The following is a 14,820-nucleotide window of genomic DNA, read 5'->3' on the forward strand; positions in this document are numbered from 1 at the left end:
CCACATATGCAATTCACAAGACTCAATGCTATTACGCTGCTAACACTGATACTACTGGCCGCTTCCTGTTCCAAGGACGACGCCCCTGTAAAACCAGACGAGCCGGATCATTTCCGCGCCGCCAATGAAAACAGCAGTCAATGGATCACCAACGTGATCGAGTACCTGCCCGCCCCCGGACAATTCGTAAACGAAGGCTCTACTGGTACCCTGGACGGCTCACAGAAGATCATAGGCGGCAACGATGGCCTGCTGTCCCTGGGCGCTTTTGGCGGTTACGTGATCGTAGGCTTTGACCACTCCATCGAGAATAAAGACGGTGACGATATTGGCATCTACGGTAACCCGCTCACCAACCCCTCGCAGGAATGGTCAGAGGCCGGTATTGTATGCGTTATGCAGGACCTGAATGGCAATGGCAAACCCGATGACGGCGAATGGTACGAACTGGCCGGCAGCGAATACGCCAAGGTCACTACCATCAAAAAATACCGCATTACCTACTACAATCCTAAAACGGCAGAAGCAGCGGATGTTCATTGGAAAGATAACCAGGGCCACACCGGCATCGTACTGGCAAACTACTTCCACATACAACCCTATTACCCGGCATTTGCTACCAACCGCGACTCGCTGGTATTTGAAGGCACCCTGCTGCCCAGCACCTTAGGCAAACAATATGACGATGTGTACCAGACGGACCTGTTTACCAACAAACCATTTGCATGGGGATACGCAGACAATGGCTCGCAGGAACTGCTGGATGTAGCCGCGGAAGAAGGATATGGCTATAACAAGCTGGATATTGCCAAAGCCGTAAAAGCCGATGGCACACCGGTGCAGTTAAAGTATGTGGATTTTGTGAAAGTGTATACAGGTCAGAACAGCAATGGTAGCGTTTCTACTGACCCGGCTAACCCGGATCTGCTGATGGGTGAAGTGTCTACAGAAGTAGCGGGCATTAAAGACCTGCATATTAAAAAGAACTAGTTACACGGTATAACTTATACCCTGTTCTATAGAAAAACCAACCCCGGTGGGGAGCCCTCCCCGCCGGGATCTGGGCTTGCTGTAGGTCGCATCCCGCCTGCGACACGCAATATGCGATCAGATAGTGATGATAGGTTAGCGTAATGGTATGTAATAATGTCCGACATAAACAAACAACCAGGTATGGGCACAGGTACCTGCAACGGGGCATAAAATAGTGAAGCTAATCCGCAACTAGAAATATTCCTGTATGAACTTTAGCGCCCGCTTTTCTGACCAATACCCCGCCTCCCCAAACGTCACAAACCCCACATGTCCCCCATAGCTGGGCGTTTCCAGGTAAAACCAGGGGCTCGCCTCCGCCTCTGCATAAGGGAAACAGCCCTTACCCAGGAAGGGGTCATCCAGCGCGTTGATCAGCAATGTGGGTACCCGTATATCTTTCAGAAAAGGTTTGGAGCTGCAACGCTCCCAATAGGTGAGTGCATCCGGAAAACCATGAATAGGCGCTGTATACTGGTCATCAAACTGACGGAAGGTCTTAATAGTGTGGTAATTGTCCAGCAGGATCATATCCGGGAAACGCTGCGCTTTTAACTGCAGCTTATATCCCAGGTCCCGGATAAAACGCCGCATATAAATGGTATTATGTGGTTTCTCCAGCTCCCCGGAGCTATCCTTCAGGTCGCAAGGCACAGATAAGGCTACGGCCGAGTGGATGAGCGGGTGGGTCATCCTCCCCTGCTCCCCCAGGTATTTAAGCAGCACATTACCACCCAGGGAAAAACCCACCAGGTGAATGGCCTTATAAGGCCAGTTAGCCGTTACATATTGTACCACCTGCGCCAGATCGCCGGTTTCGCCGCTATGGTAAAAACGCAGGTTGCGGTTAGGCTCTCCGCTGCAACCCCGGAAATTAAGGGAGATGGTATCGTAGCCGCCCTTGTTAAAAGTATGCACCATACCCCTTACATATTGGCGGCTGGCATTACCCTCCAGCCCATGCAGGATAATAACCGCCTTATCGCTGCTAATACTGCTCACATCCAGGTCCAGGAAATCATCGTCAGAAGTGGTCATCCGTACCCGCTGATAGCTTACTGCCGGCAGCTTACGGAATAAGGAGGGATAGATCGTCAGGAGATGACGGTTCTTTAAAAAGAAAGGCGCTTTATAATCGGAATCACGTATAACAGGCATAGTTGAGTGCAGCTGTTGGCTTTTAGCTCTTAGCTTTTAGCGTTGAACGATCTGCAAATATAACGCGCATTATACTTTCGCCAACCCTGCTTTCAGCTGTCAGTCATCAAAACAGATCAGATCATACCGCTCCAATCGCTCCGGTCACTAACAGCTAAAAGCTAATGGCTAAACACTATTTTACATATTGATCTACAACACGTTTTAACTCGCGGGCGTTCATAACACCGCTTTGCCGCCATTTCACCTCCCCGTTCTGAAATACCATCAGGGTGGGTACGGCCTGTATCTGGTAAGCATTAGCTACCTGCGGGTTACGGTCTACATCCATTTTCAGGATGATCAGGTTATCTCCGGTCATCTGTTTCAGCTCCTTTAGGATCGGAGGCATCATTTTACAGGGGCCGCACCACTCTGCAGAAAAATCCACTAACACTGGCTTATCGCCCTGGATCAGGTCCCCAAATGATTGATGTGTGCTTTGCGTTTCCATTATACTGTTTTGCAATAATGCCTCAAAAATAGGGCCGTGCGCAGACTTGACAGTCCGGACACGGCAATTGGGCAGTTATAGCTACAATTTCCGGGCATTGTTGCAGAAAATTGCAGCGGCGATGCAAAAAGGGACGGATAGGGATGTCATAGCAATGTCAATGGGATGTCATAGCAATATCAAGGCAATTTTGCCCGATAGCTATAGAAAACCCTAAGCCTCCCACCTACCGGAGCTTCCCTGGTGCCTTACGTGCATGCTGCATTGCCGGCAGGTTCAGATGTGAGCCTTGGCTGGCGCGGGTTCCGCCAGCCAGCTTGCTAAACGAACAACCCGCGGCAGGCGCAGCTCACAGATGAACCCTGCCGGCATAGCCCCTCATCCAACGCGTCCGCCATAACTTATTCATCTGAAGGGGAGGCTTAATGACTACCCAAGACCTTAGATGAGGAAATTATGCCAGGAGCACAATTCCCAGGCATCCTACATTCTCAGCCACCAGCTAACCGCTAACGCCTCAATTCACATCCTTCCCTGCCGTCAGCTGCTCTATCATCCGCTGTATATTCGTCTTATTCTGCGGGTCCGGCGCCTGCGCCAACGCCTGGTTAGCATATTTCAGGGCCGCTTTATAGTCCCCATTGGCAGAATACCCTCTTACCAGCCCCATCAGGGTGGTGAACTGGTTAGGGTTCTTATCATAATTGGTCTTAAACACCTCCATGGCTTCTTTAGGCTGCTTCAGCTGGATCAGCTGCCGGCCATACCCATGTAACTCCTGCATACTGGCAAAGGGCATGGCTGTTTTCATAGCCGCTGCGGCATCGCCATTACGCCCCAGTTTTTGCAGCACCATGGCCTTGGTAGCCCAGGGAGTAAACACCCGGCTGCCGCCAAAAGTGGCACTGGTGGCAGTATCTGCCCACAGCAGCGCTTCGTCCAGGTTGATGTTATGCTGTGCGCACCAGCCGGCCGCCTGGTCCCAGCCTTCCCAGCTAAAACCTTTGTCCGTACGCAGCTCGCGGCGGAAAGAGGCTACCTGGTCCTTCTCATAATCCGTTTCCAGCTTAAAGGGGATCTTCAGTTTCTCCCATTCAAGGGCAATGGTGGCGGCATTCTCCGTTTGGTCCATGAACTCGTATTGCAGCCTTTCTACGCTTTTATCCAGCGCTACGGGCTTTACCTTAACGCGCAGGGCGTCTTCCTGCTCATTGTAATAATAAGCGCCCCAGGAGCTGGCGTTCTTTGAAAAGATAAGGGTACACTCCGATGGGTCGTAGGCGATAAAAAAGCCGTATTTACCGGCGGGCAGAGGCTGTCCTTCTATCTTTACGTCATTGGTGAACTCAATAGTGGTATTTTCATTGGCGCCGGCCCTCCAGGGAGAGGATTTGCTGCTGCCAAAACCCGGGTCCGCAAAACCGGTATGCACCAGCTGGCCCCAGATCTTTCCTTCCCGGCCCTTCACCGCTGGCCGGTCATAGTGGATGGTAACATCTGTAATACCTACACGCTCACTTACCGCAGCTTTTTTATTGCCGCCGCTGGGTGTGGATGTAAGATAAACCTGTGAAAATGTAAAAAGGGGTAGGCAGATAAGGCCGGCTACATGACAGATAAACTGTTTCATAATGGGGATAATTTACCGGGAAGCTACCAAAGCAGCTGAACCCGGCAAATAGAAACAATGACTGATGAAAGAATTAAAGGATGAAAGGCGGTATAATCCTCATCCCAATATTATCCGTTAATAAGCATGTTTCCTTTGCCGGTATAATCCCCCGCATGTGCGCTGTTGGCCCGGTTGTTCATTGATCACTGTGCTCAATTTTTTTAATAATCATTGCAGGTTTGCCCGCCGGTTGTGACAGGCCTTGTTCTCGTACTCAATTGGCTTCTTTTCTCCTGCTGCTGATGCCTTACCAAACTCTCCAGAAAGCCTGTAAAATGTCTTCCATATATGCTCACGTTACTATATACAAACAAGCGTTACAACATCATATAACCTTGCTAACTCAATGGCAAAATTTCGCGTAAAGATAACAGCTACTTTTTTATGTATATTATATTTTTTTACATATCAAACAAAGATGTTATTCAATTTATCCCCCGGAACAGAAAACTTAACATTGGCCATATTATATTATCGTTAATTTTATGTTACCGATAAACATTAAAGACCATTACCAATGCCAGGAACCACTAAGGGACAAATTCAAAAAGATACCCGGAAAGCCATAGAGCAACAGTTCGAGACCGTGCTCACACAATGGAAAGAACAGTTAGGTGAAAAGAAATTTAAGAACAGGGTACGCAAAGCGGCCAAACTGTTCAGCAAAGGACTACCGGTACTGAAAAAAGATGCGCCGGCATCCAAAAAAGCTACCAGCAAAACTGTCCGTGGCAAAAAAGCTACGGCTAAAAAAACAGCGGCTAAACCAGCCGCTGAACAATAATAGACTTGTTATACTACTGGTAAGCCAAGCGCAGGCATTATTACCGTGATGCCTGCCGCTTTATTGTTAAGGCGGTAGGTTTGTTATTCCTGTCATGCCGCAACCCCCCAGATCTCTTTTACTTATTGTCTTTAAGGCTTCAACAAACAAGGTACTTAAGGGTGCATTTTAAACCCCTCGAATTCGAGGGGTTTAAAATAAGGCTATCTCCTTCGAATTCGGGGGTAATTAAGCAAACACCGCATCTTCCTCCGCATGCTCCATGATCTTCCTTAAATTCATGATCGCATACCTTACCCTTCCCAGCGCCGTATTGATCCCCACATTCACCACCTGCGCTATCTCCTTATAGCTCAGATCCGCATAATACCGCAGTATTAACGCCTCCCGCTGCGTCTCTGGCAACATATCCAGCATTACATGCAGCTCGCGTTTCCACTCCCCATCAATCAGCCGCTGTTCCTCACTTTGCGCGGTACAGGCCACAAATTCGCAGATCTCTTCTTTATATCCCAGCACTACCGGTATCAATACATTCGTTTTCCGGAAATGGTTAATACAACAGTTATGCGCAATACGCGCGGCCCAGGCTACAAAACGGTGGTGCTCCGTATAGTGTCCGGCTTTCAGGGCGTTTACGATCTTAATAAATGTTTCCTGGAAAATATCTTCTGCCAGGTAACGGTCTTTTACCAGCAGCACAATAGTGGTGAACAACCGGTCCTTATGCCGGTTCACCAGCCAGGAAAATGCGCTGCTATCGCCGGCCAGATACAGCCGGATCAGGTCTTCGTCAGTAAAGTCACAATATCTGTTCATATACACGTTATGGAGGGTTTTCCAAAAAATGAGTTTGTAAGGATGGCCGCCCTGAACAAAGCAGCCCTTTTCCTATAATCTAATCTGTGATGGAGTTATTAGTATAGTCTTTAAATGCTGTTCGTTATTATCTTCCGGCGTACTACAACGCCGTTCCAATCACAACATCTAGTCTTTTAAATTCAGGTACTTCTTCACCTGTTTATAATCATTCCAGTCTATACCGGCTGCTTTACGCGCGGCTGCATCCGCAGGGATGATCACATACCTGGCCTGCTGATAGGCTACGCCGTTCTCATCCTCGTAAGAAGACAGGTCTTCATTGGCAATAAGCCCAATGCCCCCGGTCAGGAACTGCATGTTAATAATGAAACTACCATCAAAATAAGGCAGTGGTACTACTACGGGATCAGTGGCATTGTTCAGGTTCATATATACATGCACTTCCCCGGTGGTCAGTATCTCCGGCGTCAGTTCCGGTATTTCAATACCACCTACCCAGCGGGTAGTATCGTCTTCAAAGGCTACGTTCAGCCAATCAGAGGCAATGATATTAGCATTCCCCTTATCGCCCTTATCACCTTTAGGGCCTTGCGTGCCTGCAGGGCCGGCCGGACCAGCTGGTCCTGCATCGCCTTCTTTAGAGCAGGATACTGCGGTAAAAACAATAGATAAAATAAATGCACTGGCAATAGCTCTGAACATTGAAAATCGTTGCATAAACGGTTTGTTTGTATTGGTTGAATAATAAATGTTACCAAATGTTGCGCGGGCACAGGTCCCCGTATTTGTTGCCTATTAAAAAGCCTATCATGATCTCGTGCGAGCCGCGGCTCACCGTGTTTAAGGAAGATCCCGTATAATCGTAAGAGTACCCTATGTTAAACGTGGAGCTGATGTTAATGCCCAGCATCCCGGCTACGCCATCATTATAGCGGTAAGAGGCGCCTACCCATACCCGGTCACGGTACTGTACCTTGGCGTTCACGTCAAAGCTTACCGGCGCGGCCGTAATGTATTTGAACATCACAGAGGGCAGCAGGCTCAGATCATCAGACAGCCACATACGGTAGCCCGTGGTCAGGAACAGATGCGGGATCAGCTTGCCCCGGTACAGGGAGTCCCCTACTACCTTGCCTTCATCAAAGCCCAGGTTCATGGGTACAATGTTCTGGGCAGATAAGCCTATGAAATAATCCGCGCTGTATAACCACAAACCGGCGGCTATTTCCGGCTTCCATTTGTTCAGCAGGCCGCTGCCGGCAATCACCGGGTCATTGGGGTCTTGTAGTTCCAATTTGGAGGCGTCCAGGCTGATGGACTGCATGCCTACGGAAATACCGGCGCTTAAGCTGGTGCGGGGCGCCAGGCCAATATGATGCGCGTAAGTGCCGCTGAAGGAGAACCGGCTTAGCGGCCCTGTTCTGTCATTCAGCATCGTAAAACCTACCCCGGGATGGGATGGCGGCGCTTCATACTGCATCCAGTAAGCGCGGCCACGGGGGTTCTCCCCTTCTATATCAAAGCCGGTGGGCGACGCTTGCGGGTAATCGCTTTTACGCAGCGGCCCATGTACCGTCAGGTACGTGGTTACGGGAGAGCCGTTCAACCCCGCCCATTGATGCCGGTGACTGGCCTTTACATCCCAGTAGTTCTCTATGCCCGCCACCGCGGGATTAATGATAAAAGGATTCATGATGTACTGCGTATAATGCGGCTGTTGCTGCGCAGTCACCGGCTGTATCCCCATAAATATTATCAAAGCAACCGCCATATATGCTTGATGGATCCTTTGCATGATCGTTGTTTTAAGGTATCCGGACGCTCCCGTCCAGAAGCGCCCGGTACCGGTTTTTACATTGAAATGGTCAGGACAGTTAGCAGCTGACTAATCATAAAGTCACCTGCTAACCGCTAACGGCTAACAGCTATTTATTCCAGCACCCTGAATTCCGTTCTCCTGTTTTTCTGCCTTCCCTCAGGATTATCCGAGCCATCCGGTAATACGTTTGGCGCAATAGGCCTGGTGGCGCCATAACCTTTGTATTGCAAACGGCCGGCGTCTATACCCTTGCTGATCAGGTAATCCACACAGCTCTTGGCCCTGGCTTCGGACAAACGTTCGTTCAGCTTATCCGATCCCTTGCTATCCGTATGCGCCATGATCTCTATACGCATCTCCGGTTTTTTCTGCAGCATCTCCACTAGTACATCCAGCGATGGGAAAGATTCCGGTTTAAGGGTAGCCATATTGAAATCGTAGTACACATTATCCAATACGATAGGCGGCGGTGGGGGCGGCGGTGTTACCTTCACTACCTCCGGTGGCGGAGGAGGAGGCGGAATTGTCTTAGCGAGGGCAAATAATTCCAGGCAGCAATCCGCGGCGCGGTCAGAGCCCAGCCAAACATCTGCCAGTATATTGGCGTCTTTGCCTTTGCTGGCAAAATAGATATCGTCTTTTACGGAGTTCACGGGGTAACCAAAGTTCACGGGCGTTTCCCAGCTATCCAGGCTGCCTTTGCTGTAAAAGAAGTCATAACCGCCCATGCCGGTGCCACCGTCTGTAGAAAATACCAGCTCTCCGCTGGGGCCATGGTAATAAGGCGCCTGCTCATTAGAGGTGGTGTTCACTACGCTGCCCAGGTTACGGCTGTTCATTGGTTTACCATCTGCATCCAGGTCTGCGCACCACAGGTCAAAGCCGCCATAACCGCCTTTGCGGTCGCTGGCGTATAACAGGTGCTGGCCATCCGGCATTACAAAAGGCTGCTGTGCATTAAAACCGGCTGCATTCACCTGTTCATCCAGCAAGACCGGTTCACTCCAGGTATTGCCGCTCTTTTTGCTGCGGTAAATGGCGGATGTTTTTTTGCCATCGGCTATCTTCCAGCGGGTCAGAAACAGGGTATTACCATCCGGCGTAATGCTGATAGCGCCCTGGTGCTCATCCTTTGGTTGTGGCAAAGGTATACGGGTAACGCTGCCGGCTATACCGGCCTGGTATACACGGTTCAGGTGCACATGGTTCTTATCATTGGCGCTGTCTGGCCGGGTAGAGGTAAATACCATGCTGCCATCGTTCAGCAGCACGGGCGCATAACTGGCGCCGGTAGTATTGAGGCCCGCAGGCGCTTTATGCACGGAGAACTGGGACAGGTCCTTACGGCCCAGCTGCTCCTGTATAAACCGCAGGTTGCGTACTTCCCTTTCTGCCGCTGCTTTATATTCGTCGTTGGTTTCGTGTATGCTCAGGAAATAGTCAAAAGCTTTTTCAGCCGCCTCATATTTTTCCAGTGCCCGCAGCGCAGTGGCATAATGAAAACCTGCCAGCGGGAACTGTGTTTTATCAAACTCCAGCGCTTCTTCATAATAAGGCGCAGCCTTCACATAGTTATGCAGCTGGCGGTAACTTTCCGCCAGGTAATAGATGGCCTGCTGCTCGCTACTCAGTACCACTACGGGCTTTTTGCTCAGCGTATTGGCTGTGTAAGGATTGTACACCGCCGGCCGTATAATGGTCTTACGCGATGCCAGGTATTTTTCATAATACTGTGCGGCAGAGTTATAGTCCGCTTTTTTATAATAATGATCGGCTGCTTTCAGGTAGTCGTAAGTAAACTGGGCATGGGCCATCGCCATCATCAGCATTACACCGGCAGCAGTAAGGAATATCTTTTTCATGGGTCTGTGAATTAAGGATTGATGATTATAACCGCGGACAAACAAACTCTACTTCCGGCGCTTTGGCGCGTTTGCGGCCTATGAAGGTGAGGGATACCTCAAAGCTGTTAGCGCCCCTTACCATCTTACCCAGGTCAGAAGTATTGATATCATAACTGGCGCCCAGTGTCATGGTCTTATAAATAAAACCGGCGTATACGCTCATCGCATCCTTTACACGGTAATTAGCGCCCAGCAGGAAATCTGTATTCATCGCGGCATTCATCTGCGCATAAGCGCCAAACATCTTCTCAGTAGCGCTGCCCTGTTTCATATACAGCGCATTAGGCGTAAGCGTGAGTATGTCCGACAAGGCCAGCCTTACGCCCGCATGGGCTATATAACGCATGGGCAGGCGGGCGTCGCCATGGCTGCTGAACTGGTCTTTGGGCCGGGTAAGATGCGATACGGAGAAGCCGCCAAAAAGATTAGCCTGCTTGCCCGGCGCGGCATCATAGTATAACACGCCTGCGCCCGCATCAAATGAACCGGCAGAAGTACGGGTAAACACATCCGCAGAAGAAGTAGTGGGATTGTAACCGGTAATGGGATTCCACTGGTCGCCAAAAGTGAGCTTGGAAGGATCAAACTTGCGCTGTATATATCCTATCTGCATACCAAAGGCCAGCTGGTGCGTTTGCTGCGCGCCAAACTTTACGCCGGTATACGCTACGTTGGCGTATGCGGTGGTATAGTTATAACCGCCATCGCCGGCCGCCTGGTTCAGCACACTGGCGCCAAAATTGAAATTCTTCTCCGTGGTGATATCCGCCGCTGTGCCAAAGGTGGAGAACGGGCTGCTGATATTACCCCACTGCGTGCGGTAAATGGCAGACAGCCGGTAGTCCCCGTCAAACGCGCCGGTAAGGGCCGGGTTCAGCCAGGATGGATACACATAGTATTGGGAGAAATGCGGATCTATCTGCGCCTTTGTATCCAGGGCGAAGATCGTGGTAACGATCAGCATGCACAATGTTTTGTTAAGGGTGTTCATCTTACACTGTATTTATTAGCGTTATCTTAAAATGGTTACATATCCTGTAAGCGGGGCAAACCCGTTCTGTAATTTTATTACATAGTAATAGGTGGCCAGCGGCAGCTGTTTACCGTTCCAGGCGCCATCCCAGGCGGTGTTATACCCGCTGGAGGAATAGATGCGCTGTCCATAGCGGTTATACACCTCCACCGTAGCGCCGGGATAATCTGCCAGGTTGGTGATCACCCAGGTATCATTAATGCCATCGCCATTGGGGGAGAAAGCATTCGGTACCTTCACCGGTTTCAGCACCTTCACCGTCAGTTGATCCGTGGCCGCACAATTGCCTCCCCCTATTGCGGTAAGCGTATATACCTGGTCATGCGTGGCCACCAGGTAAGGCCGCAGTATGGTGGCATCCGGAAAATCAATAGCGGGCGTCCAGCGGAAGCTGAGCGATGCGGAATCATTCACCGTAGGATTGAATTGAATGGTCGTGCCTTCTGTTACCGTGAAGGAAGGCCCGGCGTCTATCACCGGTTGCAGGTATACCAGCACCTGATCTGTATAGGGATCAGATACGCAGCCAAAGGCATTGGTCACCGTTAGCTGTACATCATAATTGCCAGGCGCGTTATATCGTTTTACGGGCGCATCATCGGTAGCGGTAGTGCCATCTCCAAAAGCCCAATCCCATTTTTTAATAGTGCTGTTAGGCGCGGTGCTTCTGTCTGTGAACACATTATCCGCGCCCTGGCACAGGGTATCCGGCTCTACCAGGAAACTGGCGATGGGTTTGTCATAGAAGGCGCTGAACACCTTAGCAGTATCATCCACGCATCCAAAAGCAGATGTAGCTGTTAGCCGTATGCTGTAGGTCCCGCTGGCGGCATATACATGCGATGCGTCTTTTACCGTAGAGGCGGTACTGCCATCCCCAAAATTCCAGGACCAGCTTAATGTACTGTTATCTGCTACGGTAGTTTGGTTCGTGAAAGCAACCGTGCCTTGCGGCATACATACTGCTACGGGCAGGCCAAAATCAGCTACTGGTAATGGATGTACGGCTGCGGCATGTGTTACGGTATCGCTCACGCAGCTGTGATCGCTGATAGTGACCAGTTTAATATTATAGGTATTATGTGTATTGTATTGATGCGTAAAGGCATTGCCGTTAAACTGCGTGGCCATGGTACCATCGCCAAAGCTCCAATCCCAGCGGGTAATGTTCCCAGCCGGAATGCTGGAGTTATCTGTAATCGCTACCGCTTCACCCAGGCACACGCTATTATCCGCGGTAAATGCGGCTGCCGGTTTAGGATACACGGTGATCTCACTGGAAACAGAATCCTTACAGCCACCCGTCGTATTAAACACATACCAGATAGTATGCGTACCGGCGCCGGCTGCGCTGGCCTGGAAATTACCCTGCGCGTCTGTGCCAGGCCCACGATAGGTGCCTGTACCGGCTACGCCATTGGTAACAGCCCCTTTGGCAATAGACACCGCCGTTTTCACATTCTCACATACCGCCGGTAAGGGCGCAAAGACCAGCGCCGGCTTCAGGTTAAACGTGGCAGACACCGTGGTATCTTTCATACAACCATGCTCCGTAGTTACGCTGTACTTGATGCTATACGCGCCAAATTTGGTATAGGTATGCGTAGGGTTAGGCTGGTCAGATGTATTGGGATTGGCAGGCGTAGCGCCGGTATCTCCAAAATCCCAGGCATAATCACTTAAGGTCTGCCCATCCGGTACCGTGGTGGTACTGGTAAATTGCACCATACCATCCACCGGCAAACAGTTCTGCGGGTAGTTAAAGCCCAATTGCGGTTTAGCGTATACCGTCACATTTTTGGTGATGGTATCGCTCACACAACGGTCGCTTACCTTTACGATATGTTTAATGGCATACGTGCCATGACCGGGATACTTAGCCGTTTGCGCGGCATTGGTAGTAGCGGTGTTGTTTGTGCCATTGCCAAAATCCCAGTACCAGGATTTAATAGGCGCAGGCCCGCCAAAGGTGGAGTTGTCTGTTAGTTTAATGCTGTCGCCTTCACAGGTGGATGCAGGCGAAGTAGCAAAATCCGCCACCGGTTTAGGACGTATCACCACCTGCATGGTAGTATCGCCCACACAACCTTCCGTAGAGATGCCTACCAGTTTTATGCTCTGCGTACCAACTGGGAACAGCTTATCCACCAGCTGACCGCTATCCAGTACCGGACCGGCAAATGTCCATTTCCAGCGGTCTATCTTATACCCGTTGGTGCTACTCGTATCACCGGCCAGGTGTACCGTATCCAGCGTACAGCCGGTATGCGTATAAGTAAAATATGGTTTTGGCTTACCCTTAACGATCACGGTGAATTTCACTTCTTCCGTGTTGTTACAGTTCTCTATGCTGGGATGCGTAGAAAGGATCGGGATCTCAAAAGTATCTATCGTGTTAAAGGTATATTGCTGTGGTAGCGTATACTTATAATACGTGGTCCCATCTACGATCACCGTGCCTTTACTCACCGGGGCATTATCCGTAACATCTGCGTTAGGCGTAACCACGCCACCCAGCTGGCTTAGCCGCCATACCATCTTAGTAGGCTGGTAAGCGATGAGCACAGATAATTCCACGGGCGTATTGTTACAGGTAAACTCATTAGTGGCGGAAGAAGAGTCAAGTGTATTATGTATTGCGCCTAATACGTTCAGGTTATTGATCAGTGTACCGGCGTTATAACCATAGCTTTCCACACTGCCCAGTCCATAGGTAATGGCCGTAAAGGCGGAATCGCTTTTTACCAGGGCTTGCGCTTTGGTGGCCGTCCAGCGTTTAACCACTACAGAATAACCGGCCATATTGGGATGTGGATAGGTGGCAGTCCACGCATTTGGCTGCCCGTCTATCATCAGGGAGCTAAGGCCGCCCGTGGGAATGATCAGTATCAGGTAATTAATGTCAATATTCTCGCGGTCATTGCGGTAAAAACCTATCTGTTTAATGGCCTGCGCATTGGGGCTGATGTAGACCATCTCCGGGTCGCCCAAGGGGCCGGTATTGGTACAACCGCCGTTGGAAGCCATAAACTGCGCTACCAGTATCGGTTTATCAGATTCTATCAGGTCTGCGGTATTGCCGTTGAACTGGTAATACGATCCATTGATCAGCGGGGTAAGCACCACGCCATTCCGCTTCACCACCGTAGTGGGATCTTTGACCAGCACTTTATAGATGCTGGTTTGATTGCTGGTGGCACTGGTGCTCGTAGGGATAGGCGCTGTAAGGTATTGTTTGCCCCATGCCTGCGAAGGGAAGATCTGCTGCATATTGTTATCCCCTCCGCCCGGAAAACTACCGGGGCACTCTATATAAGTGCGGCTGCTGCCGGAGAACACCGCAATGGGCGCACAACCGCCGGCCCCGTTGGCAATGGATTTCACCTTAGTGCCGGTGAGCTCATTGCCACGGCCGGTACCACTGCCCAGCGATGCGCCAATCAATTGGTACACCTGCCCTTTCATCAGCGTTTGGGTGAATGGTACACCCGGTACCCGCCCGTTACGGCTGGGCACCGAGGGTGTAACCTCTATCACCGTATTATCTGCATTAGCCATTACATACATCCAGGAAAAGCAGTTATCCTGGTAATACTGTTCACTGTTCAGGGAAATATAGGAGTAACCCCATGTTTCCACCGGCATCAGCATAGTGGCGCCGGATGAAGCGCTGCCAAAGATGTGCGCATAGGCTACAATGGGCACATTGCTTTCTATATGGATCGCTTTATTCGTGAAAACGCCTTCGCCGCCGGTGCCGCCAAAAGATGGCGGGGGCGAGTACAAACGCGCGTCATAGAAACCCGCTTTGGGTATATACTCTGTGGCGATCACCGTATTGGCAGGAATGTTATAGGTCCTTACCCAGGCGGTGCCATAGATACTGACCGTTACCGTGGCCGGCTGTTCGGCGCTCAGGTACAGTATCATCTCCTGGCTGTTATCCATGCCCGGCTCCATAAACTGGTGGTGCCCGTAGGCCACCCAGAACTCTTTCCCTTTATTGGAAAGGTTCTGGGCGCGGGCCCCCATGCTTAGCAGCAACAGCCCTGTTATACAGAGGAGCGCATGATATGTGATGGGTTTGATCATTGTTGTCAGAT

The 14,820-nt window shown here is 50.5% G+C and carries 11 protein-coding genes; 2 read left to right on the forward strand and 9 right to left on the reverse strand.

Annotated elements, in window-relative coordinates; genetic code table 11:
- The first annotated feature begins 6 nt into the window (after positions 1–6).
- A complete protein-coding gene (locus F0L74_RS27725) occupies positions 7–990 on the forward strand; it encodes a PKD domain-containing protein (protein ID WP_149841150.1) in 984 nt (327 codons plus the stop codon).
- Between the two features lie 234 nt (positions 991–1,224).
- Here the strand turns inward: F0L74_RS27725 and F0L74_RS27730 are convergent, their stop codons facing one another.
- The 3 genes from F0L74_RS27730 to F0L74_RS27740 form a co-directional block, all read right to left on the reverse strand.
- Positions 1,225–2,190 (reverse strand): YheT family hydrolase, encoded by a 966-nt coding sequence (locus F0L74_RS27730; protein WP_149841151.1) that lies wholly within the window; start codon positions 2,188–2,190, stop codon positions 1,225–1,227.
- Positions 2,191–2,365: 175 nt separating this feature from the next.
- Positions 2,366–2,683: a thioredoxin gene (trxA, locus tag F0L74_RS27735; RefSeq protein ID WP_149841152.1), complete on the reverse strand. Its 318-nt coding sequence runs from the start codon at positions 2,681–2,683 to the stop codon at positions 2,366–2,368.
- A 517-nt stretch (positions 2,684–3,200) separates the two neighbouring features.
- Positions 3,201–4,313 (reverse strand): DUF2911 domain-containing protein, encoded by a 1,113-nt coding sequence (locus F0L74_RS27740; protein WP_149841153.1) that lies wholly within the window; start codon positions 4,311–4,313, stop codon positions 3,201–3,203.
- A gap of 559 nt (positions 4,314–4,872) precedes the next feature.
- Here F0L74_RS27740 and F0L74_RS27745 point away from each other — a divergent pair.
- Positions 4,873–5,139 (forward strand): hypothetical protein, encoded by a 267-nt coding sequence (locus F0L74_RS27745; RefSeq protein ID WP_149841154.1) that lies wholly within the window; start codon positions 4,873–4,875, stop codon positions 5,137–5,139.
- Positions 5,140–5,367: 228 nt separating this feature from the next.
- Here the strand turns inward: F0L74_RS27745 and F0L74_RS27750 are convergent, their stop codons facing one another.
- The 6 genes from F0L74_RS27750 to F0L74_RS27780 form a co-directional block, all read right to left on the reverse strand.
- On the reverse strand, positions 5,368–5,958 hold the full coding sequence (locus F0L74_RS27750) for an RNA polymerase sigma factor (RefSeq protein ID WP_149841155.1): 591 nt from the start codon (positions 5,956–5,958) through the stop codon (positions 5,368–5,370).
- 168 nt (positions 5,959–6,126) lie between these two features.
- Positions 6,127–6,678, reverse strand: a complete 552-nt coding sequence (locus F0L74_RS33400) for a hypothetical protein (RefSeq protein WP_188316201.1) — start codon at positions 6,676–6,678, stop codon at positions 6,127–6,129.
- A 34-nt stretch (positions 6,679–6,712) separates the two neighbouring features.
- Positions 6,713–7,756 (reverse strand): PorP/SprF family type IX secretion system membrane protein, encoded by a 1,044-nt coding sequence (locus tag F0L74_RS27765; protein ID WP_149841158.1) that lies wholly within the window; start codon positions 7,754–7,756, stop codon positions 6,713–6,715.
- Positions 7,757–7,890: 134 nt separating this feature from the next.
- The gene (locus tag F0L74_RS27770; RefSeq protein ID WP_149841159.1) at positions 7,891–9,642 is read right to left on the reverse strand and encodes an OmpA family protein; all 1,752 of its coding nucleotides are present in this window, start codon (positions 9,640–9,642) and stop codon (positions 7,891–7,893) included.
- A 25-nt stretch (positions 9,643–9,667) separates the two neighbouring features.
- On the reverse strand, positions 9,668–10,675 hold the full coding sequence (locus F0L74_RS27775; RefSeq protein ID WP_149841160.1) for a PorP/SprF family type IX secretion system membrane protein: 1,008 nt from the start codon (positions 10,673–10,675) through the stop codon (positions 9,668–9,670).
- A gap of 21 nt (positions 10,676–10,696) precedes the next feature.
- Positions 10,697–14,809, reverse strand: coding sequence for a PKD domain-containing protein (locus F0L74_RS27780; RefSeq protein ID WP_246197830.1), 4,113 nt, complete (start codon positions 14,807–14,809; stop codon positions 10,697–10,699).
- Positions 14,810–14,820 lie beyond the last annotated feature (11 nt).

The sequence above is a fragment of the Chitinophaga agrisoli genome (assembly GCF_008386695.1).
GTDB classification, from domain to species: Bacteria; Bacteroidota; Bacteroidia; order Chitinophagales; family Chitinophagaceae; genus Chitinophaga; species Chitinophaga agrisoli.